Raw genomic sequence first — 25,423 nt, forward strand, 5'->3', positions numbered from 1 at the left:
GTCCTCACCGGGGAGCCACCGCCGGCGCGGTTCGGTGGCACCCTCGACAGCAGTCGGTGAGGGAGGTCGGTGAGGGGAGTCGGGACGCCGGTGGCGGGACTGTCGGGACGCGCGTGGCGCTGGGCCGTGGTGACCGTGGTGGCGGCGCTCCTCGTGGGCATCCCCGCGGCGGTCGCGGCCCGGCCCGGTGACGCCCGCGCCGACCCGCAGCAGCTGCGCGACCTCGTCGCCGCGTCGGCCGACCGCCCGTGGACCGGCTACGCCGAGGCCCGGGCGGCGCTGGGGCTGCCGCGGATCGCGCAGCTCTCCGACGTGACGACGCTGCTCTCGGGCGTGACCCGGATGCGCGGCTGGTACGCCGCGCCCGACCGGGCCCGCTACGACGTGCTCTCGCCGGTGGGGGAGCGGGACCGCTACGTCACCCCGGACGGGCAGGCGGTGTGGGACTACGGCGCCGAGCTGCTCACCGTCGTCGCCCGCGACCCGCAGGTCCGCCTGCCCCGCCCCGAGGACCTGCTGCCGCCCGAGCTGGCGCGCCGCCTGCTGTCGGGGACGGCCGCGACCGACCCGGCGACGGAGCTGCCCGCGCGGCGGGTCGCCGGGGTGGACGCGGCGGGGGTGCGGGTCACCGTGGCCGACCCCGGGACCACGGTCGGCGCCCTCGACATCTGGGCCGACCCGGAGACGGGGCTGCCGGTCGCGGTGGAGGTGCGCGCCAAGGGCGTCGCCGACCCGCTGATCACCACCGCGTTCGGCGAGCTGGACCAGGGACCGCCCGACCCCGCCGCCCTCACGCCGCGGCGGGGACCGGGCGCCGGCGCGACGCGCAGCCCGACCTCGGACCTGTTCGGCGTCCTGGGCCGGGGTGACGGCCGGTCGCTGCCCGACACCCTGGCGGGGCGGGACCGCGAGACCCCGGAGCGGGGGTTCCCGGCGCTGGGGCAGTACGGCACGACGGTCGGGCAGCTCATCGCGGTGCCGCTGCCCCCCGAGCTCGCCGGGACCCTGCTCGCCGGCATCGGCCGCGCCGGAGCCGGACGCACCCTGCCGGTCGACGGGCAGGCCTCGGCGCTGGAGACCCCGCTGCTGACCCTCGCGGTGATCCGCAGCGAGGACGGCGCGCGGGCGTGGGCGCTCGCCGGGCTCGTGCCGCCCGCCACGATCGACAGCGGCGCCACCGACCTGCTGGCGGGGGGCCGGTCGTGAGCCGGGAGACGGAGCGGAGCGGAGCTCGACCCATCGACACCGCCCTGGTCATCGAGACCCGCGGGCTGACCAAGCGCTTCGGCCACCACGTGGCCGTCGACGACGTCGACCTGCACGTCGCGCAGGGTGCGCGCTACGGCTTCCTCGGCCCCAACGGGTCGGGCAAGACGACGATGGTCCGGATGCTGCTCGGCCTGGTCTACGCGACGCGGGGCGAGATCACGGTGCTGGGCCGGCCGGTGCCGTCGCGGGTGGCCGAGGTGCTGCCGGAGATCGGCGCGATGGTCGAGGGCCCGGCCGCCTACCCGCACCTGTCCGGGCGGGCCAACCTCGCCCTGCTGGACGCGGCGGGTCCCCGGCGGCGCTCCGGCGGGCGACGGCGCCGCGACCGCATCGAGGAGGTGCTCGAGCGCGTCGGGCTCGGCGCGATCGACCGGCGCCCGGTGCGGGCGTACTCGCTCGGGATGCGCCAGCGCCTCGGGCTGGCCGGGGCGCTGCTGGACCAGCCGCGCCTGCTCGTGCTCGACGAGCCCACCAACGGGCTCGACCCCCACGGCATCCGCGAGGTCCGGGACCTGCTGATCGAGCTGAACGAGGCCGGCACCACGGTGTTCCTGTCCAGCCACCTGCTCGCCGAGATCGAGGCGCTGTGCACCACGGTGGGCGTGGTCGACCGCGGGCGGCTCGTGCTCGAGGACGACCTGGACGCGGTGCGCGGCCCGACGGGGCGCCTGGTCGTGCGGACGCCGGACCCCGACGCGGCGGCCCGGCTGCTCGGGCGCGCGGTGGCCGAACGCCACGACCACACCCTGGTCGTCGACGCCGCCCCGGGCGGGCCGCCGGCGCTGGCGCGCCACCTCGTCGAGCACGGGGTGCCGCTGGACGGGCTGGTCGAGCAGCGCCGGAGCCTGGAGGACGTGGTGGTGTCGCTGACGGGGCCGGGGTCGGACACCTCTCGCTCGCGTCGGAACGGGGCGGGCCCGTGATCGGTGTGGAGCTGCAGAAGCTCGTCCGCCGTCCGCGGACATGGGTGGCGGTCGGCCTGCTGTGCCTGCTGCCCACGATCGTGGCGGTCTTCCTCGCGACGACCCGCATCTCGCCGCCGCCCGGGCAGGGCGCGGCGTTCCTGTCGGCGGTCCTGCAGTCCGGCTCGCTCTACCCCGCGGCCGCCCTGGCGCTGGTGCTGCCGATCTTCCTGCCGGTCGCGGTGGCCGTGATCGCGGGCGACTCCGTGGCCGGCGAGTCGTCCCAGGGCACCCTGCGCTACCTGCTGGTGCGCCCGGTCCGGCGCACGTCGTTGCTGCTCGCCAAGCTCGTCGCGGTCGTCGTGTTCGTGGTGGGGTCGGTGCTCGCGGTGGCGGGCAGCTCCTACGTGGTCGGGGTGTCGCTGTTCGGGGCCGGCGACCCGGTGGCGGTGGTGCGGGCGCTGCCCGAGGTCACCGGCGGCAGCGACGCCGTGGCGGGCACCGGACCGGAGGCGGCGGCACCGCCGGGCGGGCAGGTCGGGGGCTCGGACGCCTCGTCGGGCGGGCAGGCCGGCGCGCAGCGACCCGGCGCGGACACCGGCGACGCCACCGCGGTCGACCCCGACGCCGCCCGCGAGCGCGCGCAGTCGTCGGTGTCGTCGCTGTCGGGCGAGGCGCTCTCGCCCGCCGACCTCGCGGCCCGCCTGCTCGGCGCCATGGGCTACGTGACGGTGTCGATGCTCGGCGTCGGGGCGATCGCGCTGTTCCTCTCGACGGTCACGACGTCGTCGCTGGGCGCCACGCTCGGCGCGCTGGCCGCGCTGATCACGAGCCAGGTGCTGGTCAGCCTCGACGCGGCCGCCTCCGTCACCCCGTACCTGCCCACCCGCTACTGGCTGGCGTGGGTCGACTTCTTCCGCGACCCGATCTTCCTGCGCGACATCACCGCGGGCCTGTGGCTCCAGGCCGGCTACGTCCTCGTGCTCATGCTCGCGGCTTGGGCGAACTTCACGACGAAAGACGTCACGAGCTAGGCACCGTCGTGCGGCGTGTCCGGGGTGGTGCGGGGTGGTGCGAGCGATGCGGCATCGCTGGCGTGTGACGCCAGGATCGCCACATCCTCGTGGCGCGACACGCCGGGCCTCGCACCGGTCCTGACCGTGCACCGACACCGAGCACGACGACCCCCTCGCCGCGCTCCGACCACGCCCACCGACACCCGACAGACCCAGGAACCGCCCCGCCCCCCGCACCGACGCCCAACGCCACAGCCTGCGCCGACACCGCGACCCCGCGGCCGGCACCGCGATGCGCCCCGACCCCGACCAGCCACCCTTCTGACGCGCCTCACTCGACCCCGTCGACGATCCGGATCTCCCGGGTCGCGCCGTCGCCGAGCGCGGCCAGCGCCCGCTGGTACGCGGGCGAGTGATACGCGGCCACGGCAGCGGCCACGTCGGGGAACGCGATGACGGTGATCCGCGGGACCTCGTCGCCCTCCAGCACGGCGGCGGGCGCACCCCGCGCGAGGAACCGCCCGCCACCGGCGAGCATGGCGGGACCGGCGAGCTCCACGTACGCGGCGAGCTTGCCGGCGTCGTGGACGGCGGTGAACGTGTTGATCCAGTAGGCGGGCACGCCACCGGAATCTAGGCGCCCGACGACCCCTCCGAGCGCAGCGCGTCGCACTGGTCGGGGTCGGCGGTGGGCAGCGGCCCGGTGCCGAGGCCGCGGAGCACCAGCCCGACCGCGAGCGGATCGCTCGGCAGCCGGGAGTGGGCGACGCTCGCGTCCGAGCACACGTCCTGCAGGCGGACGGCGTCGGTGCCGGGCAGTTCCGCGGAGTCGGGCGGCGTGACGGTCTCGTCGTCGGCGGTCCACAGCGACAGCCACGGCACGCCCGGCGGCGCGGTCGCGATCCCGCTGAGCAGCGCGCTGCCCGGCGCGAGCTGCTGGCAGGCGCGCGGGCAGGCCCCGGGCACGAGCGCGCCGCCGGCGGCCGCGAGCTCGGCGCCCTGCAGCGGCGAGCCCAGGGTCACCACGCGCCGCACGGCGGGGGCGGTGCGACCGCGGTCGAGGTAGACGCGGGTGGCGACCCCGCCCGCCGAGTAGCCGACGACGTCGACCGAGGGGGCGCCGTCGTCGAGGAGCCCGCGCACGGTGTCGTCGATCGCGGCGCCCTGGGCCACGAGGTCGCCGGTGCCGCCCGACGGCAGCTCGACGATCACCGCTCGGCGGCCCTCCGCGCGCAGCCGCTCGGTGAGCCCGATGAAGGCCGCGCGGTTGCCGCCGTAGCCCGGGACCAGGACGACCGCCCCCGGGACCCCGGGGTCGGCACGCGGCGGGACCCGGTACTCGCGGGCCACGCCGAGGCCCACGAGCACCGCGACGACCGCGGCGACCGCGAGCAGGGCGAGCACGAAGGCCCGGCGACGCGGGGCCAGCCCGCCGAGCGGAGCCCGCTCGGGCCAGGACGTCATGACCTCCAGTGTGCCCCGGGTGCTGCGGTGAACCGCGTGAGACGGTGGGGCGCGTGATCGCCCCCAGCATCGACGCGTCGGCGGCCGCCGCCCTCGCGAAGCGTCTCGAGCCCCTCCACTCGATGATCTACTTCGTCCCCGAGGCGGGCGAGGAGCTCAAGGAGATCGGGGTCCGCCCCCGCGACCAGTACTTCGCCCAGCGCGCCGCTCCGATGGGCGCGGTCGGGCCCGGGCTGGTCGCCGCGACGTTCTTCAACTTCAACCCCGCCATGATCGCGCGCACGGTGCCCGGGGTGTGGTCGTCGGCCGCGCCCGGCGACGTCGTCAACGCCCGCCTCCGCGCCGCCGACCGCGCGCTGCGCCGCCTCCTCGGCGACGAGGTGGCGTCCGCGGCCGTGGACGAGGCGGCGACGCTGGCCCGCCGCGCCTGCGCGGGGGCGACGCCCGAGGACCGCCCGCTCTACGCCGGCCACGCCGACCTGCCCTGGCCCGAGGAGCCGCACCTGGTCCTCTGGCATGCGGTGACCCTGCTGCGCGAGCACCGCGGCGACGCGCACCTGCACGCGCTGGTCTCGGCCGGGCTCTCCGGCATCGAGGCGCTGGTCACCCACGTCGCCACGGGCACCGGCTTCACCGTCGCCTTCGCCCAGCAGAGCCGCGGCTGGTCGCCCGAGCAGTGGGCCGACGCCAAGGCCGGTCTCGCCGAGCGCGGCCTCATGGACGGCGACGCGCTCACCCCCGAGGGGGAGGAGCTGCGGCGGGAGATCGAGGACCACACCACGCGGATGTCCCTCGGGCCCTGGCGCCGCCTCGGCGACGACGGGGTCGCCCGCCTCACCGAGGTGTCCCGCCCGCTGTCGAAGGCGGTCCTGCCGGCGTTCGCCGTGGAGGGCGTGTTCGCGCCCCGCTCACCGCGCGCCCCGCAGGGCTGACGTCAGGACAGCTGCTGCGGCGCGCCGGGCGCGCCGTCGACCTTCTTCTCGGCGCGCCCGCGACGGGCCAGCCAGATGCCGCCGCCGACGACGAGCGCCACCGGCACCAGCCACAGCAGCGCACCGAAGAGCCACTGCACGAGCGGCCAGACGACCCCGCCGACCACCACCAGCGCGCCGATGCCCACCAGAACCCACACCACGATCCTCATGACGTCCATGGTCGGCCTCGCGACGGCCGCGGGGCTCGGGGTGCGACCCTGAACTCCATGCGGGTCACGGTGGTCGGCGCGGGCATCGTCGGGCTGGCGACGGCGTACCAGCTGATGACGGCAGGGGCGACGGTGCGCTGCCTCGACGTCGGCGAGCCCATGGCCGGGCGGTCGGGCGGTGACACGCGCATCTTCCGCGTCGCCCACGGCGACCCCGCGCTGGTCGCCGAGGCCCGCCGCGCCTCGGAGCTGTGGGACGACTGGTCGACGACCGCGGGCCGCACGCTCGTCGGCGCCGAGCGCGCGATGGTCAGCGGGCCCCGGGTGCCGGCGTGGGCCGAGGCGATGGCCGCGGCCGGGGCGATCCACCGGGTGGTCGACGGCGTCCTGCACGACCCGGCCGGCGGGGTGCTCGACCTCGTCGCTACCGGCCGCTTCCTCGTCGGCGCCGTCGCGCCCGAGCGCGGCGAGGTCGCCGCCCTCGACGGGGACGGCACGGTCCACCTCGCCGACGGCGGCACCGAGCGGGCGGACGCGATCGTCGTCGCCGCCGGCGCCGGCACCCCGGCCCTGGTGGCGCCGCTGGGCATCGAGGTCCCCGCCGCGCTCGAGCACCACGCGCGGTTCACGTTCGCGGGCCCCGCCGACCAGCCCTGCCACCTCGACGCCCGCGCCGACGGCGACCTCGCCAGCACCTACCAGCACCGCACGCGCGCCGGGCACTGGGCGGTCGGCGGGCACCTGCCCGACGCCGACACCGCCTGGGAGCTGGGCGCCGACGAGGTCGCCCGGCGCTCCCGGGAGGCGGTCGTCGACCACGTCCGGCGCGTCCTGCCCCACCTCGACCCGACGCCGGTCGACGAGCTGCGCTGCACCCCGATGCGCGGGGCCGGCGACGGGGTGCACCGGGCCCGCGCGGGTGCGGTCCACGTCGTCTGGGGCGACAACCTCGCCAAGCTCGCACCCCGCATCGGGGAGGTCGTCGCGGCCGACGTGGTGGGCGACACCCCGGTCGGCGGCGGTGGGCGGGATCACGCCCCGTAACCTGGGGGAGACGTCCACTCCCTTTTCCGGCTGGAGTTCCTGCGTGTCCGTCACCGCCCCCGAGCGTCCCGAGTCCCCTGCGGGACGCGCCGACCTGCGCAACGTCGCGATCGTCGCGCACGTCGACCACGGCAAGACGACGCTCGTCGACGCCATGCTGCGCCAGTCGGGTGCCTTCGCGGCGCGCGCCGAGCTCGTCGACCGGGTCATGGACTCCGGCGACCTGGAGCGCGAGAAGGGCATCACGATCCTCGCCAAGAACACGGCGATCCACCGGGACGGCACGACGATCAACGTGATCGACACGCCCGGTCACGCCGACTTCGGCGGCGAGGTCGAGCGCGGGCTGTCGATGGTCGACGGCGTGGTACTGCTCGTGGACGCCAGCGAGGGCCCGCTGCCCCAGACGCGCTTCGTGCTGCGCAAGGCGCTCTCGGCCCACCTGCCGGTGATCCTCGTGGTGAACAAGACCGACCGCGCCGACGCCCGGTGCGCCGAGGTCGTCGACGAGTCGCTCGAGCTGCTGCTCGAGCTGGCCACCGACCTCGACCTGGACGACGACGTCGTCGCGGGCCTGCTCGACCTGCCCGTGATCTACGCCAGCGCGCGCGCCGGCAAGGCGTCGACCGAGCGGCCCGCGGACGGCGCCGTGCCGGACTCGCCGGACCTCCAGCCGCTCTTCGACACGCTGATGGCCCAGGTCCCGGCCCCGGCCGACGACCCGAACGGCGTCCTGCAGGCCCACGTCACCAACCTCGACGCGTCGTCGTACCTCGGCCGCATCGCGCTGTGCCGCGTGCGCTCCGGGCGGATCCGCCGCGGCCAGCAGGTCGGCTGGTGCCGCGCGGACGGCTCGGTCACCCGGGTCAAGGTCACCGAGCTGCTGCGCACCGAGGCCCTCGAGCGCGTGTCCACCGAGTTCGCCGACGCCGGCGACATCGTGGCCGTGGCCGGCATCGCCGAGGTCACGATCGGCGACACCCTCGCCGACCCCGAGGACCCCCGCCCGCTGCCGCGGATCACCGTGGACGAGCCGGCGATCGCCATGACCATCGGGATCAACACCTCGCCGCTGGCCGGGCGCGACCCGAAGCCGGGCACCAAGCTCACCGCCCGCCTGGTGAAGAACCGGCTCGACGCCGAGCTGGTCGGCAACGTGTCGATGCGCGTGCTGCCCACCGAGCGCCCCGACGCATGGGAGGTCCAGGGCCGCGGCGAGCTCGCGCTGGCGATCCTCGTCGAGCAGATGCGCCGCGAGGGCTTCGAGCTCACCGTCGGCAAGCCCGAGGTCGTCACGAGGATCGTCGACGGCAAGACCCACGAGCCGTTCGAGCGCCTCTCGGTCGACGTCCCCGACGAGCACCTCGGCGCGGTCACCCAGCTGCTCGCCGCCCGCAAGGGCGATCTGCTGGAGATGCAGCACTCGGCGTCCTCGCAGAACGTCCGCATGGAGTTCCGGGTGCCCTCGCGCGGCCTGATCGGGTTCCGCACGGAGTTCCTCACCGAGACCCGGGGCACCGGCATCGCCAACCAGCTCTTCGACGGCTACGGCCCCTGGGTCGGCGAGCTGCGCGCCCGAATCTCCGGCTCGCTCATCGCCGACCGCGCCGGCGCCGTCACCGGCCACGCCGTCGGCCTGCTCGCCGACCGCGGCGACCTCTTCGTCGGACCGACCACCCCGGTCTACGCGGGCATGGTCGTCGGCGAGAACTCCCGCTCGGAGGACATGGAGGTCAACATCGTCCGCGAGAAGAAGCTGACCAACATGCGTCAGTCCTCGCAGGACGTCCTCGAGCGCCTCACCCCGCCGCGCATCCTGTCGCTCGAGCAGTCGCTGGAGTTCTGCTCCGAGGACGAGTGCGTCGAGGTGACCCCGGGCGCGGTGCGCATCCGCAAGGTCATCCTCGACGCCCAGGAGCGGCACAAGGCCCGCAACCGCTCCAAGCAGGGGCTCGCCTAGCTACCAGAAGGTGGGGCGCTCGATCACCTGGGTCGGCGCCTCCATCTTCTTGACCTCGCGGTGGCGCCGGTAGCGGCGCACGAGCATCACCACCACGAGCGAGCCCAGCAGCACGAGCACCACGGTCTGGAACAACCCGGCGTACTGCTCGACGAGGTGCCAGCGCGACCCGAGCGCGTAGCCGCCGCCGACGAAGACGCTGTTCCAGATCAGGCTGCCCAGCGCCGTGAGGCCGACGAACTCCCACCACGGCATCCGGCGCTGGCCGGCGGGGATCGAGACGAACGAGCGCACGCCGGGGATCATGCGGCCGACGAAGACGGCCGCGCGCCCGTTGCGGTCGAACCACTGCTCGGCCTTGACCACGTCGCGCTCGTGGACCAGCGGCATGCGCGCGAGCGTGCGGCGCAGCCAGGAGTCCGAGGCGAGCATGCCGATGAGGTACAGCGAGACCGCGCCGACCACCGAGCCCGCGGTCGTCCAGACGATCGCCGAGAGGACCGAGAACTCGCCGCGCCCGGCCGCGAAGCCGGCCAGCGGCAGGATGATCTCGCTCGGGATCGGCGGGAACAGGTTCTCCAGCGCGACGATCAGGCCCGCACCGGGCGCACCCAGGGTGGCCATGAGCTCGGCGGCCCAGCCGGCCAGGCCGGAGTCGGTGGGTGGGGCCGGAGGAGCGGCGGCGCTGATCGCGGGGAGGAGCGTCGGCATGAGGGGACAACGATCGGGACGGCGTCCGTGCTCCCGGCCGGTGGTGTGATCCGTCCGGATCCGTCCCACCGGCGTTCATCTCCGGCGGGTGACCCGCCGCCCCGGCGCCGCCACCACCCTCGACGGATGCTGCTGCTGATCTATGTCCGCCACATCCGCCGCTACGCCCACGACATCCCGTGGGTCCACATGGGCGTCGCCCTGTTCGGGAACTTCGCCTTCGTGGTCGGCAGCCTGTTCTTCCTCAGCCCGACCCTGACCCGCGCGGGCACCTGGCTGTTCGTCGTGGCGTCGTGGGGCATGCTCATCGGCGTCATCGGCGAGATCCTCGCCCGCTACGAGGCGAAGCAGCGCCGCGCGGCGGCGGCGACGGTCGCGGAGGAGGTCGCCACCGCGGCCGAGGCGCACCGCCGGACCTGAGCGCCCGTCAGCGCTCCTCCTGCGGGCGCCCCTCCTCGGCCCAGCGCGTGTGGAAGGTGCCGGGGCGGTCGGTGCGCCGGTAGGTGTGCGCGCCGAAGAAGTCGCGCTGGCCCTGGATCAGCGCCGCCGGCAGCCGCTCGGAGCGCAGCGCGTCGTAGTAGGCCAGGGCCGTCGAGAAGCCCGGCGCCGGGATGCCGAGCTGCGCGGCCACGGACACCACGCGGCGCCACGCGTCCTGCGCGCCGGCCAGGGCCTCGCGGAACGAGGAGTCGGTGAGCAGCGTGGGCAGCTCGGGGTCGCGGCGGTAGGCGGCGGTGATCTCATCGAGGAAGCGGGCGCGGATGATGCAGCCGCCGCGCCAGATCGAGGCGACGGCCCCGAGGTCGATCGACCAGTCGTACTCGGCCGCGCCGGCCTGGATCTGGTTGAAGCCCTGGGCGTACGCGACGATCTTGGAGGCGTAGAGCGCCTGCTCGATGTCCTCGGCGAAGCCCTCGGCCGCGGCGCCCTCGAGCACCGCCCCCGACGTGCCGGGCAGGTCGCGGGCGGCGTCGCGCAGGTCGCGGTGCCCCGACAGCGAGCGGGAGAAGACGGCCTCGCCGATGCCGGTCACCGGGACGCCGAGCTCGAGCGCGCCCTGGACCGTCCAGCGCCCGGTGCCCTTCTGCTCGGCCTCGTCGGCCACGACGTCCACGAACGGCCTGCCGGACTCGGCGTCGACGTGGGAGAGGACCTCCGAGGAGATCTCCATGAGGTAGGAGTCGAGGCGCCCGGAGTTCCACGAGCGGAACGTGTCCGCGATCGCGGCGGGGGAGAGGTCGAGGCCCTTGCGCAGCAGGTCGTAGGCCTCGGCGATGAGCTGCATGTCGGCGTACTCGATGCCGTTGTGGACCATCTTGACGAAGTGGCCCGCGCCGTCGGCACCGATGTGGGTGCAGCAGGGCTCGCCGTCGACCTTCGCCGCGATGTCCTCGAGCAGCGGGCCCAGCGCGTCGTAGGCCTCCTTCGGCCCGCCCGGCATGATCGACGGGCCGTTCAGCGCACCCTCCTCGCCGCCCGAGACGCCCATGCCGACGAAGTTCAGGCCCTTCTCCGACAGCGCCTTCTCGCGGCGGCGCGTGTCGAGGAAGTGCGCGTTGCCGGCGTCGATGATCACGTCGCCCTGCTCGAGCAGCGGGACGAACTCGTCGATCACGGCGTCCGTCGCCGCCCCCGCGGGCACCATCAGCACGATCCGGCGCGGGCGCTCGAGGGCGTCGACGAACTCCTGCGCCGACTCCGAGCCCACGAACGTGCCCTCGTCGGAGAAGTGGTCCACCAGGTCCCGGGTGCGCTGCGCGCTGCGGTTGTGCACCGCCACCACGTGCCCGTGACGTGCCAGGTTGCGGGCGAGGTTGCGCCCCATCGTGGCCAGGCCGCTGACGCCGATCTCGGCTTTCGCACTCACGCGATGCAGAGTGCCCACCCGACCACCCGTCACACCAGTACCGAGCGGTGATCGGATCGGTGGCGTGTCGCCCCGTGCTCGACCCACACGCACCCGGGCGGCCGACCGACGAGTTCACGCGACGGTCATCCCGTGGCCGCCGGATGCCCGGCGGGGCGGAGCGCCGGGCCGCTGGGATGGGGGCGTGGCCCGGACCCGCGAGCGCTTCCGACGGGGCTGCGGGGCCGCCGTCGCCGTCCTGCCCGCCCCGCTGCGCCGGATCGTCGCGCCGAGCCTCGTCGGGTTCGCGGTCGTCAACGGGTTCACCTTCGCCGTCGACCTGCTGCTGCTCTCGCTGCTGGTCGACGGCCTGCGGTTGCCGCTCTGGGCCGGGGTGACCCTGGCGTACGGCACGGCGTTCGCGCTGGGCTTCGTGCTCAACCGGTGGCTGAACTTCGACCCCGAGCGCCCCGTCGGAGCCCAGGTCGGGCGCTACGTCGGGGTGATCGCCGTGAACTACGCGGTGATCGTGCTCGGCGTGACGCACGGGGTGACGGCCCTCGGCGCGCCCTACCAGGTCGCCCGGCTGGGTGCGGGGCTGTGCGAGGCGGTGTTCATGTACGGCGCGATGCGCTGGTTCGTGTTCGGGTCGGCCTCGACGCGCGGCGCCGCCCGGCTGCCCCGCGCATGACGCCACCGGGCACTCGGCCGTCCGTCGCTCGGCCGCCCGGGCTAGGGGCCGCCGACGTCCAGCGGCTCCTCGGCGCGCGTCGTAACGCCTCGTCCGTATCCGTCGCTCTGCTCCCGGGACCGCGATCCACGGGGGTCGCGAGGAGACGGGGGGCGCGATGGACCGGGGGACGACGACGGGACGCAGGTGGGTGACGGCCGTGGCCGCCACGATCGGTGCCGTGCTCGCGCTGCTGGCCTCGACGGTGCTGGTCGCGGGCGCGGCCGCCGCCGCACCGGCCCCGACGCCGCTGCGCACCTGCGAGAAGTTCGGCTCGTTCCCGCTCGGCGGGGGCGTGTACGTGGCCGCCAACAACGTCTGGGGCGCCGACACGCTCCAGTGCATCAGCAACTCCGGAGCCCGGGGCGACTCGGGCTTCGTCGTCGATCCGGCCGAGCACGTCAACACCACCGGTCCGGCGGGCTACCCGTCGATCTACCGGGGTTGCGTCTACGGCTACTGCACCGGCGGGAGCCCGTTCCCGCGGCGCGCGGACCAGCTCGGCACCGTGACCTCGTCGTGGAGCACCACCGGGCCGACCGACCCGGCGAGCACGTACAACACCGCCTACGACCTCTGGTTCGACCCGAACGCGAACCAGCCCGGCCGCAACACCGGCGCCGAGCTGATGGTGTGGCTGAACACGACCGGCGTGCAGCCCATCGGGGCGAGGACGCGCACCGTGGCCCTCGCCGGGGCCTCCTGGGACGTCTGGCAGGGCGAGCTCGACGGCCTGCCGGTGATCTCCTACGTCCGGACGGTCCCGACGCAGTCGGTGAGCAACCTGCCGCTGCACTCCTTCGTCGCCGACGCGGTGTCGGCCGGCGTCGTGCAGCCGGCCTGGTACCTGACCAGCGTGCAGGCCGGCTTCGAGCCGTGGACCGGGGGCGCGGGCCTGCGGACGGTCTCCTACTCGGTCACCCAGAAAGGCCGCTGAACAGCCCGGACGCCTACCCTGGAGACGTGCTGTCCCGGATCGACCTGCGCGCCGCCGTCCCCGCCCCCGCCGAGCTGCGGGCGATCGTCCCCCGCGCGGCGGTCGACGTCGACGAGGTGGTCGAGCGGGTGCGGCCGGTGATCCACGCGGTGCGCGAGCGCGGCGCCGAGGCGGCGCTGGAGTTCGCCGAGCGCTTCGACCGCGTGCGGCCCGGGTCGGTGCGGGTGCCGACGGCCGCCCTGCGCGAGGCGCTCGACGGCGTCGACCCGGACGTCCGCGCCGCGCTGGAGACCTCGATCGAGCGCGCGCGCACCGTCCACGCCGACCAGCGCCGCACCGACACCACGACCCAGGTGGTCCCCGGCGGAACGGTCACCGAGCGCTGGGTGCCGGTGGCCCGCGTCGGCCTGTACGCGCCGGGCGGGCTCGCGGTCTACCCCTCCAGCGTCGTCATGAACGTGGTGCCCGCCCAGGAGGCCGGCGTCGAGGGGCTGGTCGTCTGCTCGCCGCCCCAGGCGGAGTTCGGCGGGCGGCCGCACCCGCTGATCCTCGCGGCCGCGGCCCTGCTCGGGGTGGACGAGGTGTGGGCGGTCGGCGGCGCCCAGGCGGTCGCGCTGCTGGCGTACGGGGGCGTGGACACCGACGGCACCGTCCTCGAGCCGGTCGACATGGTCACCGGCCCGGGCAACGTCTACGTCACCGCGGCCAAGCGCGTGCTGCGCGGGCGCATCGGCATCGACTCGGAGGCCGGCACCACCGAGATCGCGATCCTCGCCGACGACACCGCCGACCCGGTCCACGTCGCGGCCGACCTCATCAGCCAGGCCGAGCACGACCCGGCGGCCGCCTCGGTGCTCGTGACCACCTCGCCGGAGCTCGCCGACGCGGTCGACGCCGAGCTCGCGGGGCAGGTGGCGACCACCAAGCACACCGAGCGGATCACCACGGCGCTCTCGGGGCCACAGTCCGGGACCATCCTGGTGTCGTCGGTGGCCGACGGCCTGCGGGTGGTCGACGCCTACGCCGCCGAGCACCTGGAGATCCAGACCGCGGACGCCCGGGAGGTGGCCGCGCGGGTGCGCAACGCCGGCGCGGTGTTCGTCGGCCCGCACAGCCCGGTCTCGCTCGGCGACTACTGCGCGGGCTCCAACCACGTGCTCCCCACGGCGGGGTGCGCGCGGCACTCCAGCGGCCTGTCGGTGCAGACGTTCCTGCGCGGCATCCACGTCGTCGACTACTCCGCCGACGCGCTCGCCGAGGTGGCCGACCGCGTCGTCGCCCTCGCCGACGCCGAGGACCTGCCCGCCCACGGGCAGGCCGTCACCGCCCGGTTCGACCGCCGGGAGCCGCGCTCGTGAGCGACGTCATCGGAGGCGGCGTCTCCCTCGACGACCTCCCGCTGCGCGACGACCTGCGCGGGCGCAGCCCCTACGGCGCGCCGCAGCTCGAGGTGCCGGTCGCGCTCAACACCAACGAGAACCCGTTCCCGCCGCCGCCCGCGCTGGTGGAGAGCGTGGCCGCCGCGACGCGCGAGGCGGCCGCGACCCTGAACCGCTACCCCGACCGCGACCACGTCGCCCTGCGCGCCGCGCTCGCCGCCTACGTGACGCGGGCCACCGGCGTGCCGCTGGCGACCGAGAACCTGTGGGCCGCCAACGGGTCCAACGAGGTGCTCCAGCAGCTGCTGCAGGCGTTCGGCGGGCCCGGGCGCCTCGCCGTGGGCTTCGAGCCCAGCTACTCGATGCACCCCATCCTCGCGGCGGGCACGCGCACCGAGTGGCTGCCCGCCCCGCGCCGCGACGACTTCTCCCTCGACGCCGCCCAGGCCGTCGACGTCGTGCGGGAGAAGCAGCCCGACGTGCTGTTCGTGACGACGCCGAACAACCCCACGGGCCAGTCGATCGAGCTCGACGAGCTCCGCGCCATCGCCGAGGCGGCCACCGGGCTGGTCGTCGTCGACGAGGCCTACGTCGAGTTCTCGTCCGGCCCGAGCGCGGTCGAGCTGCTCGAGCCCCTCGGTCACAAGCTGGTGGTCAGCCGCACGATGTCCAAGGCGTTCGCGTTCGCCGGCGGGCGGCTGGGCTACCTCGCGGCGGCGCCCGCGGTGATCGAGGCGCTGATGCTCGTCCGCCTGCCCTACCACCTCTCGGCGCTCACCCAGGCCGCGGCGCTCGCGGCCCTCGAGCACGCCGACGACACCCTCGCGCTCGTGGCCACCCTGTCCCGCGAGCGCGACCGGATCGCCGCGGCGCTCGCCGAGCTGGGCGCGCACGTGGTGCCGAGCACCGCGAACTTCCTGCTCTACGGCGGCTTCCCGGCGCGGCACGCGGACGCGCACGCCGCGTGGCAGGCCTACCTCGACGCCGGCGTGCTCGTCCGCGACGTCGGCATCCCCGGGATGCTGCGGGTCACTGTCGGCACGCCGGAGGAGAACGACCGGTTCCTCGAGGTCAGCGCTCAGGTGCTGGCGGCGGGCTGACGGGCGGCCTCGCGGGCGGCGCGCAGGCGCTCCAGCACCGGCTCGCGGGGGTGGCCCGGGGCGGGCGCGCCGAGGTGGGTCACGCGCAGCTCGGCCATGAAGTCGTCCCACATCGCCGGCCCGCCCTCCTCCAGCAACCGCGCCCGGACGGCGAGCTCCTCGGTGGTCTCGCGGTGGCGCAGGCCCCAGGAGCCGAGCGCGACGAACACGGGGATGAGCTGGATCGAGGACTCGGTGAGGCTGTAGGTGGCCCGCCGCCCGCGGCCCGGGTCGTCACGGGTGAGCATCCCGTCGTCGACCAGGCGGTGCAGACGGTCGGCGAGGATGTTCGACGCGATGCCCTCCTCGGAGCCGGCCAGCAGCTCGCGGAAGTGGCGGCGTCCGCCGAAGACGATGTCGCGCAGGACCAGGAGCGTCCAGTGGTCGCCCAGCGCCTCGACCGCCCGGTTGATCGGGCAGCCCGAGCGTCCGTCCTGCCTCATCGGCACCTCCGACTCGAGAACCGGTTGCACTTTACCACCGCATGGGGCTAGCTTCTCGATGACCGGTTGCGGAATGCAATCACTCACACGGAGAGGTCGCCATGGCCCGGCTGCGCGTGCACGCGTTCACGATCACCCTCGACGGCTTCGGCACCGGGACCGACCAGCGGGCCGACGCGCCCTTCGGCGACGGCGTCGAGGGGCTGCACGACTGGATGATGCCGTCGTTCCGGGGCGAGGGGAGCGGGGTCGACGACGCCGCGTTCCGCGCCGGGGAGGAGAACATCGGCGCGACGATCATGGGCCGGAACATGTTCGGACCCGTGCGCGGCGCGTGGCCCGACGAGAGCTGGCGGGGCTGGTGGGGCGAGGACCCGCCGTACCACCACGACGTGTTCGTCCTGACCCATCACCCGCGGCCGTCGCTGCCGATGGACGGCGGCACCACGTTCCACTTCCTCGAGGCCGCGCCGACGGCGGTGCTGGCCCGCGCGACGGAGGCCGCCGGCGGGCGGGACGTCCGCCTCGGTGGCGGCGTCGCCACCGTGCGGGCCTTCCTGGCCGAGGGCCTGGTCGACGAGCTGAACCTGGTGATCGCGCCGATCCTCGCCGGGGCGGGGGAGCGGCTCTTCGAGGGCCTGCACGACCTGCCGGCCGGTTACCGCGTGGCGAGCATGGTCCCGGGCGGGACCGGCGCGGTCCACGTGCAGGTGGTGCGGAGGTAGGCGGTCCGTACCCTGGAACCCGTGAGTCGCACGGGACGCGTGGAGCGCGTGACCAAGGAGTCGAGCGTGCTCGTCGAGATCGACCTCGACGGCACGGGCCGCACCGAGGTCGCGACCGGGGTGCCGTTCTTCGACCACATGCTCGACGCGCTGGGCAAGCACGGCGCGCTCGACCTCGTGGTCCGGGCCACCGGCGACGTCGAGATCGACGCGCACCACACCGTCGAGGACGTCGCGATCGTGCTCGGGCAGGCGCTCAAGCAGGCCCTCGGCGACAAGTCGGGCATCCGCCGCTTCGGCGACGCCTGGGTCCCGATGGACGAGGCGCTCGCGCAGGCCGTCGTCGACGTGTCCGGGCGGCCCTACTGCGTGCATACCGGCGAGCCGGAGTCGATGGCCGGGTTCGTCGTCGGCGGGAACTACCCGACGGTGCTCAACCGGCACGTGTTCGAGTCGATCGCCTTCCACGCGGGCATCGCGCTGCACGTGCGGGTCACCGGCGGGCGCGACCCCCACCACATCACCGAGGCCGAGTACAAGGCGATCGCCCGCGCCCTGCGCGCGGCCACCGAGCCCGACGCCCGCCTCGAGGGTCCGGCGTCGACGAAGGGCGTCCTGGAGTCGTGAGCGCCCGGGGACACGACGCGGAGCGGAGCCGGGCCCGATGAGCGGGGACGACCTGCTGATCGTCGGACTCCTGGCGCTCGCCGGCTTCCTCGTCGGCGGTGTCGTCAGCTTCTGGTCGCGCAACAAGATCGCGGCCGGCATCTGCGCGGTGCTCGCCCTCCTCGCCCTGGGCGGCGCCGTGCTGCGCCTGCTGCCCGCTTGACGAAGCGGCTATCCACTCCTGCTCGTGGGTTCGGGCTCCCGCGCGCCCCCGACGGGAGCCGGAGCGCTCCATGCCGTTAAATCTCGGTCGGGCACAACCGGAACGGGAGGACAGCGTGGACAGCGCCACGGGCGCGGCGGCTCGGCTCGCCCTCCTCGACGCGGACACCGACGTGTCCGTGGCCCGGCGCGTCTACGACGAGTGGGCCCCCACCTACGACGGTGAGGACGTCGCCGCCCTCATGGGCCACCGGACCGCGGCGCACGTCGCCGATCGCGTGCTGGCGCTCGTGCGGCCCGACACCGAGGTCCTCGACGCGGGGTGCGGCACCGGCCTGGTCGGCGCGGAGCTCGCGGTGCGGGGCTTCCGGTCGATCGACGGGCTCGACCTGTCGCCGGGCATGCTGCGGCGGGCGCGGCGCCGCGGCGTCTACCACGATCTCGGCCCCGCCGACCTGCGCGTGTCCACGCCCGGGGCGTCCGGCAAGTTCGGCGTGCTCACCTGCGTCGGGGCGCTCGCTCCCGGCCACCTCGGACCCGGCGCGCTCGTCGGCCTGGTCCGCGTGCTGCGCCCCGGCGGGTTCCTCGTCGCCACCGTCGCCGAGGACGCCTGGATGGCCGGCGGGTACGACCGCGCGCTGGGTCGGCTGACGGCCGACGGCTACGCCGAGGTCGTCGAGGACGGGGCCGACGGGGACGGCCCGGGGCGGCTCCTCGTGCTCGAGGCGCGCGAGGTCCCGGGTCCGGGCCGCTCGGTAATCTGGATCCCGTGAGCTCTGCCGCCCCCTCCGTGCCGCGCCCGCCCACGCGCACCCCGCGGGTCGTCGTCCTCGACTACGGGTCGGGCAACCTGCGCTCGGCCGAGCGCGCGCTCGAGCACGTGGGCGCCGACGTCGAGGTCACCGCCGACGGACGCGCCGCCCTGGCGGCCGACGGGCTCGTCGTCCCTGGCGTCGGGGCGTTCGCAGCCTGCGCGGCGGGGCTGCGGTCGGTGCACGGCGAGCGGCTCATCGAGCAGCGCCTCGCCGGCGGGCGACCGGTGCTCGGCATCTGCGTGGGCATGCAGGTGCTCTTCGAGCGCGGCGTGGAGTTCGGCGAGGAGGCGCAGGGCGCGGGGCAGTGGCCCGGCACCGTCGAGAAGCTGCAGGCGCCCGTGCTGCCGCACATGGGGTGGAACACGGTGCGGGCTCCGGCCGACAGCGTGCTCTTCGCCGGCATGGCGCCCGACACCCGCTTCTACTTCGTGCACTCCTTCGCCGCGCGGCGCTGGGAGCAGGAGGCCCCGGAGCACTTCCGCCCGGCGAAGGTCACCTGGGCCCACCACGGCGAGGACTTCGTCGCCGCCGTCGAGAACGGCCCCCTCGCGGCCACCCAGTTCCACCCCGAGAAGTCGGGCGAGGCGGGGGCCGAACTCCTCTCGAACTGGCTCGGCGCCCTGCGGTAGAAACCGGGAGACGAAGCGGAGCGGAGCTCGACCCGTAGATTCTTCCGGATCGGTGTCGAAGACCACCCGGCCCGTTCGACGCAGGGGTGAGCGGCGGGGTGGACGGCCCCGCCGACGACCCGCGAGGAGAGCCCGATGCGCTACATGCTGATCATGGAGGCCCCGGAGTCCATGGCGATGGGCGGCCCCGACGCCCCGCCGGCCGACGAGGTCTTCGAGGCGATGGGCCGCTACAACACCGACCTCGTCGAGGCGGGCGTGCTGCTCGCCGCCGACGGCCTGACGCCGAGCAGCGACGGCTTCGTCGTCACCCACGACGGCGAGGCCCCGACGGTCACCGACGGGCCGTTCACCGAGGCCAAGGAGCTCATCGCGGGCTTCTGGATCCTCGAGGTCGCCTCCCGCGCGGAGGCCGTGCAGTGGGCGCGCCGCTGCCCGATCGGGCCGGGCGTGCGGCTGCAGGTCCGCCGGATCGCCGAGATGGCCGACCTGGAGGACATCGCTCCCGCCGAGGTGCTCGACGCCGAGGCCACCCTGCGCCGGCGGGTGGCCGAGCGCGAGCAGGTCTGACCCCCGACAACACCCACACCAGGAGACTCCCGTGCGCTTCATGCTGCTGCTCAAGTACGACGAGGCCGCCCAGGCCGAGACGCCGCCGGACCCGGCCGTGTTCGAGGAGATGGCCGCGTTCAACACCGCCATGGTCGACGCCGGCGTCCTGATGGCCGGCGAGGGCCTGCTGCCCAGCGCCAAGGGCGCGCTGGTCGCGTTCGACGGCGACGAGCCCACCGTCACCGACGGCCCGTTCGCCGAGGCCAAGGAGCTCGTCGGCGGGTTCTGGATCCTCCAGGTCGACTCGCTCGACGACGCCGTGTCCTGGGCGCGCCGGGCACCGTTCCGCACCGGCGAGCGCATCGAGGTGCGCAAGGTCGCCGAGGCCGAGGACTTCGAGGGCATCGCGCCGCCCGAGGTCATGGAGGCCGAGGAGGAACTGCGCGCCCGCCAGGCGCAGCAGCAGGGGTGACCCTCACCGCGACCGATCCCGCTCGTCCTGATCCCTACGCCGTCCTCGAGACGGTGTGGCGGATGGAGTCGGCCCGGATCGTGGCCGGCGTCGCGCGCCTGGTGCGCGACGTCGGCCGCGCCGAGGAGCTCGCCCACGACGCCCTGGTCGCGGCCATGGAACAGTGGCCGGCCCAGGGCGTGCCGGACAACCCGGCGGCGTGGCTGGCGTCGACCGCCCGGCGGCGCGCGATCGACCTGATCCGTCGGGAGCAGACGCTCGCGCGCAAGACCGAGACCCTCGAGGCCGGCGAGTCCGGGCTCGCGCCGAGCGCGGACGCCGAGGTCGGCGACGGCGCGGCCGCGGTCGGCGACGACGTGCTCGCGCTGCTGTTCGCGACCTGCCACCCCGCGGTGGCGCGCGAGTCGCGCGTCGCCCTGACCCTGCGGCTGTTCGGCGGCCTGACCACCGACGAGATCGCGCACGCGTTCCTCGTCCCGTCGCCGACGATCGGGCAGCGGATCTCGCGGGCCAAGAAGCGTCTCGCCGGGGTGGGGCCGGAGGCGCTGGCGGTGCCGGTCGGCGACGAGCTCACCGCCCGGCTCGGCCCGGTGCTCGAGGTGATCTACCTCGTGTTCAACGAGGGCTACGCGGCGACCACCGGCGTCGACTGGACCCGCCCGACCCTGTGCGTGGAGGCGATGCGGCTAGGGCGCGTCCTGGCCGCCCTGAGCCCGCGGGAGCCCGAGGTCCACGGCCTCGTGGCGCTCATGGAGCTGCAGGCCTCGCGGCTGCGGGCGCGCGTCGGTCCGGACGGCGCACCGGTGCTGCTCGGCGACCAGGACCGCTCGCGGTGGGACCGGGTGCTCCTGCAGCGCGGTCTGGCCGCCCTCGCCCGCGCCGAGGCGGCGGGGGAGCGGGGGCGCTACACGCTGCAGGCCGCCATCGCCGCGTGCCATGCGCGGGCCCGCTCCACCGACGAGACCGACTGGGCCGCGATCGCCGCGCTCTACGCCGAGCTCGCCGCGCTCGCGCCGTCGCCGGTGGTCGAGCTGAACCGGGCGGTGGCGGTGGCCCGCGCCGAGGGGCCGGAGGCCGGGCTCGCGGTGCTGGAGCCGCTGCGCGACGACCCCGTGCTCGCGGGCTACCACCTGCTGCCCGCGGTGCGCGCCGACATGCTCACCACGCTCGGGCGCGTCGACGAGGCCGTCGGCGAGGTCGACCGGGCGCTGGAGCTGGTGCGCACGGTCGCCGAGCGCGAGCTGCTGGAGCGGCGCCGGGCGGCTCTGCTCGGCGACTGACCGCCCCTGGCTACGATCGCCCGCCGTGAGCATCGACCTGCTGCCCGCCGTGGACGTCGTCGACGGCCAGGCCGTCCGCCTCGTCCAGGGCGTCGCCGGCACCGAGACCGGCTACGGCGACCCCCTGGAGGCTGCGCAGGCGTGGGCCGCCGACGGCGCGCAGTGGCTGCACCTGGTGGACCTGGACGCCGCCTTCGGGCGCGGCTCGAACGCGCCGCTGCTGGCGTCGGTGGTCGAGAAGATCGACATCAAGGTGGAGCTCTCCGGCGGCATCCGCGACGACGCCTCCCTGCGCCGGGCGCTGGACACCGGCTGCGAGCGGGTCAACATCGGCACCGCGGCGCTCGAGGACCCCGCCTGGTGCGCGCGGGCGATCGCCGAGTTCGGCGACCGGGTGGCCGTCGGCCTCGACGTCAAGATCACCGAGGGGCGGCACCGCCTGGCCGCGCGCGGCTGGGTGTCCGACGGCGGCGACCTGTGGAGCGTGCTCGCCCGTCTCGACGCCGAGGGCTGCGCGCGCTACGTCGTCACCGACGTCGGGCGCGACGGCACGCTGGCCGGCCCGAACACCGAGCTCCTCGAGGCCGTCTGCGCGCGCACCGACCGGCCGGTGGTGGCCTCGGGCGGGGTGTCGTCGCTCGACGACCTGCGCACCCTCGACGCGCTCGCCCCGCAGGGCGTCGAGGGCGCGATCGTCGGCAAGGCCCTCTACGCCGGGAACTTCACGCTCCGCGACGCCCTGGCGGTCACCAGGACTCACGGACACCGCGGTTAGGCTGGTCGGCATGGGTGTCGCCGTCCGCGTGATCCCCTGCCTGGACGTGGACGCCGGCAGGGTGGTCAAGGGCGTCAACTTCGTCGACCTGCGCGACGCCGGCGACCCGGTCGAGATGGCGCGGCTCTACGACGCCGAGGGCGCCGACGAGCTCACCTTCCTCGACGTCAGCGCCTCCTCCGGCGAGCGCGAGACCACCTACGACGTGGTCCGGCGCACCGCCGAGCAGGTGTTCATCCCGCTGACGGTCGGCGGCGGGGTGCGCACCAACGAGGACATCGACAAGCTGCTGCGCGCCGGCGCGGACAAGGTCGGCATCAACACCGCGGCCATCGCCCGCCCGGAGTTCCTGGGCGAGGCGAGCCGGCGGTACGGGTCGCAGTGCATCGTCCTGTCGGTCGACGCCCGGCGCGTGCCCGCCGATGCTCTCCCGCCCTCCCAGCCGACGCCGTCGGGCTTCGAGGTCACCACCCACGGCGGGCGGCGCGGCACGGGCATCGACGCGCTCGAGTGGGCCCAGCGGGGCCAGGAGCTCGGCGTCGGGGAGATCCTGCTGAACTCGATGGACGCCGACGGCACCAAGGCCGGCTTCGACATCGACATGATCACCAAGGTGCGCGCGCTCGTCGACGTGCCGGTGATCGCTAGCGGTGGCGCCGGCGCGGTCGAGCACTTCCCGCCGGCCGTGGCGGCGGGGGCGGACGCGGTGCTCGCGGCCAGCGTGTTCCACTTCGGGATCATGCGGATCGGCGAGGTCAAGGACGCGCTGCGCGCCGACGGGGTGGAGATCCGGTGAGCCGGGACGCGAAGCGCAGCGGAGCCGGACCATCGAGCTGGGATCTCGATCCGGCGATCGCGGCACGGCTGAAGCGGGGAGCCGACGGCCTGGTCTGCGCCGTCGTCCAGCAGTACGACACCCACGAGGTCCTCATGGTCGCGTGGATGTCCGACGAGGCCCTGGCCCGCACGATCGCCACGCGCGAGGGCACGTACTGGTCGCGCTCCCGCGACGAGCTCTGGATCAAGGGCGCGACGTCGGGCCACGTGCAGAAGGTCGTCGAGGTCCGCCTGGACTGCGACGGCGACACCGTCCTGGTGCTCGTCGACCAGTCCGGCGCCGCCTGCCACACCGGCGATCACACCTGCTTCGACGCCGACGTCCTGCTGCCCGGCGAGGCCTGAGCCCCCGACGCAGCGGGGTGCGTCCGGCCCGGCGACCCGGCCGCGACGGCGTCGCGCTCGGCGGCGACGGCGGTGAACACCTCGACGGCCGCACGGACGGCCCGCGTGCCCCGGTCGGTGCGCCACACCGCGTCGATGCTGCGGCGCAGCTGCGGGTCGGTCCGGACCGCGACCACGCCCGCGGGCAGCGGGGGACGGGCGAGGCGGGGGACCAGCGCGGCGACCCCGACGCCCGCGGCCAGCTCGACGTGCATCCCGAACCCGCGGACCTGGCACGTCACCCGCGGCTCGAGGCCGTGGGCGCGCAGGGTGTGCAGCAGCCAGACGCCCGCGCGGGTGTCGACGCCGTCGGCGACCCAGTCGAGGTCGTCGACATCGGCGAGGGTGACCGGTCCCGACCGGGCCAGGCGGTGCTCGGCGGGCAGGAGCAGGTCGATGACGTCGTCGCAGAGCCGCGCCCGCGAGGTGCCGGGCGGGATCGGCGCCGGCGAGCCGTCCCAGTTCTCGACCACCGCGATGTCGAGGTCGCCGGCGAGCACCGCGGGCAGCGTCTCCTCGGCCTCGCCGTCGGCCAGCGCCACGCGCAGGTCGGGGTGGGCGAGGCGCAGGCGCGCCAGCGTCGGCGGGGCGAGCGCGTGCACCGAGGTCTGGATGGCGCCGATGCGCAGCTCGCCGACCACCTCGTCGCGCAGGCGGTCCAGGTCGAGGCGGGCGGCGGCGACGCGGGCGAGGATGTCGGTGGCGTGCTCGGCGAGCATCCGCCCGGCGGGGGTGAGGCGCAGGCCGCGCCCGGCCGGCTCGGTGAGCGGCGCGCCCGCCTCCCGTTCGAGCTTGGCGAGCTGCTGGCTGACCGCCGACGGCGTGAGGTGCAGGGACGCGGCCGCGCCCGCGATCGAGCCGTGCCGCGCGAGGGCGTCGAGGGCGCGGAGGCGGTCCAGCGCGAACACGGAAGCAAACGTAACGGATCGCGGGCAGGAATCATCGCTGGTCGGAAACGATCGGCGGCCCCACGATCGAGGGCGTGACGCGCTCCCTCGACCGCCCCGCCGTCAGCGCCCCCCGCAGCTCCCGGGTCGATCCGCGTCTCGTCGCCGTCGCCGGGAGCCTGTGCATCGCGTTCTCGCCGATCTTCATCGCGCTCGCCGACGTCAGCCCGGGGACGGCGACGTTCTTCCGCTGCGCGCTCGCGCTGCCGATCCTCGCCCCGCTCGCACTGCTCGAGTGGCGCCGCCGGCGCCGGGTCGCGGTGCGCACGGGGAACCGGCCGGTCGTGCTGCTCGTGGGCGGCGCGCTGCTGGGGCTCGACATGACGCTGTGGGCGGAGTCGGTGCACGCGGTGGGCGCGGGGGTGTCGACGGTCGTGGTGAACGCGCAGGTCGTGATCCTGCCGCTGCTGGCGTTCCTGGTCCTCGGCGAGCGGGTGCGGCGCACGTTCGTGCTCGCGGTGCCGGTGATGCTCGTCGGCGTCGCGCTGGCCGGCGGGCTGGTCGGCGGGAGCGACGCCGCGTCGGCGCCCGCCCCGGTGCGCGGCACGGTCACGGCCCTGATCGCCGCCGTGGCCTACGCCGGATACCTGCTCTTCGTGCGCCTCGGCGCCGGCCCCGGGCAGCGGTTCACGCCCGTCGCCATCGCCACGCTCGGCGCCGCGGTGACCTCGTTCGGCGTCGGCTCGTTCTGGCAGGGCGTCGACCTCGCGCCGGGCTGGCCCGCCCTGGGCTGGCTGATCACCCTCGCGATCGTCGGGCAGGTCGTCGGCTGGGTGCTCATCGCCTCGGCGCTGCCCCGCCTCGCGTCCTCGACCGGCGCCTCGATCCTGCTGCTCCAGCCGGTCGGCGCGGTGCTGCTCGGCGCGCTGGTGCTCGCCGAGCGCCCGGGCCTGCTGCAGCTGCTCGGCTGCGCGGTCGTGCTCGGCGCGGTCGCGGTCGCCGCCCGGACCCGCGCCGCCCCGCCGCCCGAACCGGCGGGCGAGCCGGCGGTGTCCGACGAGACCGCGGCGCCGCGCAGCGGGTGATCAGGGGCGCCCTGGTGCCCCCCGCGCGCGATCCGGGGTGCACGACGCCGCCCGTGATCTCGTCATCGCCGGCGACCCCGCCCCCCGGACCGCAGCGAGGGTCACGCTCGCTGCGTCCGGGGCAGCGAACGACGCCCTCGCTGCCCAACCCCGCCGGCCCAGCCCCGCCC

The 25,423-nt window shown here is 75.3% G+C and carries 30 protein-coding genes; 23 read left to right on the top strand and 7 right to left on the bottom strand.

All coding sequences use genetic code 11. The annotated features are described in order from the left end of the window. Nucleotides 1-90 precede the first annotated feature (90 nt). Genes PHK61_RS02425 through PHK61_RS02435 form a run of 3 tightly spaced genes read left to right on the top strand, consistent with a single transcriptional unit; the run spans nucleotide 91 to nucleotide 3,205 of the window. Nucleotides 91-1,206, top strand: coding sequence for a hypothetical protein (locus PHK61_RS02425; RefSeq protein WP_274279362.1), 1,116 nt, complete (start codon nucleotides 91-93; stop codon nucleotides 1,204-1,206). Further along, the gene (locus tag PHK61_RS02430) at nucleotides 1,203-2,192 is read left to right on the top strand and encodes an ABC transporter ATP-binding protein (protein WP_274279363.1); all 990 of its coding nucleotides are present in this window, start codon (nucleotides 1,203-1,205) and stop codon (nucleotides 2,190-2,192) included. Before PHK61_RS02425 ends, PHK61_RS02430 begins: the two co-directional genes overlap by 4 nt. Beyond that, nucleotides 2,189-3,205, top strand: coding sequence for an ABC transporter permease (locus tag PHK61_RS02435; protein ID WP_274279364.1), 1,017 nt, complete (start codon nucleotides 2,189-2,191; stop codon nucleotides 3,203-3,205). Before PHK61_RS02430 ends, PHK61_RS02435 begins: the two co-directional genes overlap by 4 nt. A 313-nt stretch (nucleotides 3,206-3,518) precedes the next feature. Here the strand turns inward: PHK61_RS02435 and PHK61_RS02440 are convergent, their stop codons facing one another. Together PHK61_RS02440 and PHK61_RS02445 are read right to left on the bottom strand one after the other, a co-directional pair. Next, nucleotides 3,519-3,809: a DUF1330 domain-containing protein gene (locus tag PHK61_RS02440; RefSeq protein WP_274279365.1), complete on the bottom strand. Its 291-nt coding sequence runs from the start codon at nucleotides 3,807-3,809 to the stop codon at nucleotides 3,519-3,521. A gap of 11 nt (nucleotides 3,810-3,820) precedes the next feature. Then, the gene (locus tag PHK61_RS02445) at nucleotides 3,821-4,651 is read right to left on the bottom strand and encodes an esterase/lipase family protein (RefSeq protein ID WP_274279366.1); all 831 of its coding nucleotides are present in this window, start codon (nucleotides 4,649-4,651) and stop codon (nucleotides 3,821-3,823) included. Nucleotides 4,652-4,719: 68 nt separating this feature from the next. On the opposite strand from PHK61_RS02445, the gene PHK61_RS02450 reads away from it, so the two are divergent. Next, nucleotides 4,720-5,583 carry an SCO6745 family protein gene (locus tag PHK61_RS02450; RefSeq protein WP_420791336.1) on the top strand — a complete coding sequence of 288 codons (864 nt, stop codon included), beginning with the start codon at nucleotides 4,720-4,722 and terminating at the stop codon, nucleotides 5,581-5,583. Between the two features lie 2 nt (nucleotides 5,584-5,585). Here PHK61_RS02450 and PHK61_RS02455 read toward each other — a convergent pair whose 3' ends face one another. Further along, complete coding sequence (locus PHK61_RS02455; RefSeq protein ID WP_274279368.1) at nucleotides 5,586-5,795, bottom strand: hypothetical protein; 210 nt, start codon at nucleotides 5,793-5,795, stop codon at nucleotides 5,586-5,588. A 57-nt stretch (nucleotides 5,796-5,852) separates the two neighbouring features. Between PHK61_RS02455 and PHK61_RS02460 the strand changes: the two genes are divergently transcribed. Together PHK61_RS02460 and typA are read left to right on the top strand one after the other, a co-directional pair. Beyond that, the gene (locus tag PHK61_RS02460) at nucleotides 5,853-6,839 is read left to right on the top strand and encodes an NAD(P)/FAD-dependent oxidoreductase (RefSeq protein ID WP_274279369.1); all 987 of its coding nucleotides are present in this window, start codon (nucleotides 5,853-5,855) and stop codon (nucleotides 6,837-6,839) included. 43 nt (nucleotides 6,840-6,882) lie between these two features. Further along, a complete protein-coding gene (gene typA / locus PHK61_RS02465) occupies nucleotides 6,883-8,799 on the top strand; it encodes a translational GTPase TypA (protein WP_274279370.1) in 1,917 nt (638 codons plus the stop codon). On the opposite strand, the gene PHK61_RS02470 is transcribed toward typA, so the two are convergent. Continuing rightward, nucleotides 8,800-9,510, bottom strand: coding sequence for a DedA family protein (locus PHK61_RS02470; protein WP_274279371.1), 711 nt, complete (start codon nucleotides 9,508-9,510; stop codon nucleotides 8,800-8,802). 126 nt (nucleotides 9,511-9,636) lie between these two features. Between PHK61_RS02470 and PHK61_RS02475 the strand changes: the two genes are divergently transcribed. After that, entirely contained in the window at nucleotides 9,637-9,930 is a 294-nt protein-coding gene (locus PHK61_RS02475) for a YrhK family protein (RefSeq protein ID WP_274279372.1), read from the top strand. A gap of 7 nt (nucleotides 9,931-9,937) precedes the next feature. On the opposite strand, the gene gndA is transcribed toward PHK61_RS02475, so the two are convergent. Further along, nucleotides 9,938-11,377, bottom strand: a complete 1,440-nt coding sequence (gene gndA, locus PHK61_RS02480; RefSeq protein WP_274279373.1) for an NADP-dependent phosphogluconate dehydrogenase — start codon at nucleotides 11,375-11,377, stop codon at nucleotides 9,938-9,940. Nucleotides 11,378-11,561: 184 nt separating this feature from the next. On the opposite strand from gndA, the gene PHK61_RS02485 reads away from it, so the two are divergent. From PHK61_RS02485 to PHK61_RS02500, 4 genes are all read left to right on the top strand, one after another. After that, entirely contained in the window at nucleotides 11,562-12,047 is a 486-nt protein-coding gene (locus PHK61_RS02485; protein WP_274279374.1) for a GtrA family protein, read from the top strand. A gap of 199 nt (nucleotides 12,048-12,246) precedes the next feature. Beyond that, nucleotides 12,247-13,023: a GH12 family glycosyl hydrolase domain-containing protein gene (locus tag PHK61_RS02490; protein ID WP_274279375.1), complete on the top strand. Its 777-nt coding sequence runs from the start codon at nucleotides 12,247-12,249 to the stop codon at nucleotides 13,021-13,023. 26 nt (nucleotides 13,024-13,049) lie between these two features. Next, a complete protein-coding gene (gene hisD / locus PHK61_RS02495; protein ID WP_274279376.1) occupies nucleotides 13,050-14,381 on the top strand; it encodes a histidinol dehydrogenase in 1,332 nt (443 codons plus the stop codon). Further along, nucleotides 14,378-15,502, top strand: coding sequence for a histidinol-phosphate transaminase (locus PHK61_RS02500; RefSeq protein ID WP_274279377.1), 1,125 nt, complete (start codon nucleotides 14,378-14,380; stop codon nucleotides 15,500-15,502). Before hisD ends, PHK61_RS02500 begins: the two co-directional genes overlap by 4 nt. Here PHK61_RS02500 and PHK61_RS02505 read toward each other — a convergent pair. After that, nucleotides 15,481-15,984, bottom strand: a complete 504-nt coding sequence (locus PHK61_RS02505; RefSeq protein ID WP_274279378.1) for a winged helix-turn-helix transcriptional regulator — start codon at nucleotides 15,982-15,984, stop codon at nucleotides 15,481-15,483. The two genes, PHK61_RS02500 and PHK61_RS02505, sit on opposite strands and share 22 nt — an antisense overlap. 101 nt (nucleotides 15,985-16,085) lie before the next feature. Between PHK61_RS02505 and PHK61_RS02510 the strand changes: the two genes are divergently transcribed. The 11 genes from PHK61_RS02510 to hisI all read left to right on the top strand — a co-directional run bounded on the left by PHK61_RS02510 (nucleotide 16,086) and on the right by hisI (nucleotide 23,242). Further along, on the top strand, nucleotides 16,086-16,709 hold the full coding sequence (locus PHK61_RS02510) for a dihydrofolate reductase family protein (protein ID WP_274279379.1): 624 nt from the start codon (nucleotides 16,086-16,088) through the stop codon (nucleotides 16,707-16,709). A 21-nt stretch (nucleotides 16,710-16,730) separates the two neighbouring features. Continuing rightward, nucleotides 16,731-17,336: an imidazoleglycerol-phosphate dehydratase HisB gene (hisB, locus tag PHK61_RS02515; protein WP_274279380.1), complete on the top strand. Its 606-nt coding sequence runs from the start codon at nucleotides 16,731-16,733 to the stop codon at nucleotides 17,334-17,336. Between the two features lie 37 nt (nucleotides 17,337-17,373). Beyond that, entirely contained in the window at nucleotides 17,374-17,538 is a 165-nt protein-coding gene (locus tag PHK61_RS02520) for a hypothetical protein (protein ID WP_274279381.1), read from the top strand. 115 nt (nucleotides 17,539-17,653) lie between these two features. Further along, nucleotides 17,654-18,310 (top strand): class I SAM-dependent DNA methyltransferase, encoded by a 657-nt coding sequence (locus tag PHK61_RS02525; protein WP_274279382.1) that lies wholly within the window; start codon nucleotides 17,654-17,656, stop codon nucleotides 18,308-18,310. Next, complete coding sequence (gene hisH / locus PHK61_RS02530) at nucleotides 18,307-18,981, top strand: imidazole glycerol phosphate synthase subunit HisH (RefSeq protein ID WP_274279383.1); 675 nt, start codon at nucleotides 18,307-18,309, stop codon at nucleotides 18,979-18,981. The genes PHK61_RS02525 and hisH overlap by 4 nt, the downstream gene beginning before the upstream one ends. 135 nt (nucleotides 18,982-19,116) lie before the next feature. After that, nucleotides 19,117-19,551 (top strand): YciI family protein, encoded by a 435-nt coding sequence (locus tag PHK61_RS02535; protein WP_274279384.1) that lies wholly within the window; start codon nucleotides 19,117-19,119, stop codon nucleotides 19,549-19,551. 40 nt (nucleotides 19,552-19,591) lie between these two features. Next, nucleotides 19,592-20,005, top strand: coding sequence for a YciI family protein (locus PHK61_RS02540; protein WP_337993909.1), 414 nt, complete (start codon nucleotides 19,592-19,594; stop codon nucleotides 20,003-20,005). 62 nt (nucleotides 20,006-20,067) lie between these two features. Then, nucleotides 20,068-21,285 carry an RNA polymerase sigma factor gene (locus PHK61_RS02545; protein ID WP_274279408.1) on the top strand — a complete coding sequence of 406 codons (1,218 nt, stop codon included), beginning with the start codon at nucleotides 20,068-20,070 and terminating at the stop codon, nucleotides 21,283-21,285. Nucleotides 21,286-21,310: 25 nt separating this feature from the next. Further along, the gene (gene priA / locus PHK61_RS02550) at nucleotides 21,311-22,060 is read left to right on the top strand and encodes a bifunctional 1-(5-phosphoribosyl)-5-((5-phosphoribosylamino)methylideneamino)imidazole-4-carboxamide isomerase/phosphoribosylanthranilate isomerase PriA (RefSeq protein WP_274279386.1); all 750 of its coding nucleotides are present in this window, start codon (nucleotides 21,311-21,313) and stop codon (nucleotides 22,058-22,060) included. A gap of 10 nt (nucleotides 22,061-22,070) precedes the next feature. Beyond that, complete coding sequence (gene hisF, locus PHK61_RS02555) at nucleotides 22,071-22,856, top strand: imidazole glycerol phosphate synthase subunit HisF (RefSeq protein ID WP_274279387.1); 786 nt, start codon at nucleotides 22,071-22,073, stop codon at nucleotides 22,854-22,856. After that, nucleotides 22,853-23,242: a phosphoribosyl-AMP cyclohydrolase gene (hisI, locus tag PHK61_RS02560; RefSeq protein ID WP_274279388.1), complete on the top strand. Its 390-nt coding sequence runs from the start codon at nucleotides 22,853-22,855 to the stop codon at nucleotides 23,240-23,242. The genes hisF and hisI overlap by 4 nt, the downstream gene beginning before the upstream one ends. On the opposite strand, the gene PHK61_RS02565 is transcribed toward hisI, so the two are convergent. Then, entirely contained in the window at nucleotides 23,197-24,189 is a 993-nt protein-coding gene (locus PHK61_RS02565; RefSeq protein ID WP_274279389.1) for a LysR family transcriptional regulator, read from the bottom strand. The two genes, hisI and PHK61_RS02565, sit on opposite strands and share 46 nt — an antisense overlap. 74 nt (nucleotides 24,190-24,263) lie before the next feature. On the opposite strand from PHK61_RS02565, the gene PHK61_RS02570 reads away from it, so the two are divergent. Beyond that, nucleotides 24,264-25,253: a DMT family transporter gene (locus PHK61_RS02570; RefSeq protein WP_274279390.1), complete on the top strand. Its 990-nt coding sequence runs from the start codon at nucleotides 24,264-24,266 to the stop codon at nucleotides 25,251-25,253. Nucleotides 25,254-25,423 lie beyond the last annotated feature (170 nt).

Source organism: Actinomycetospora lutea (assembly GCF_028737205.1).
Lineage (GTDB): Bacteria > Actinomycetota > Actinomycetes > Mycobacteriales > Pseudonocardiaceae > Actinomycetospora > Actinomycetospora lutea.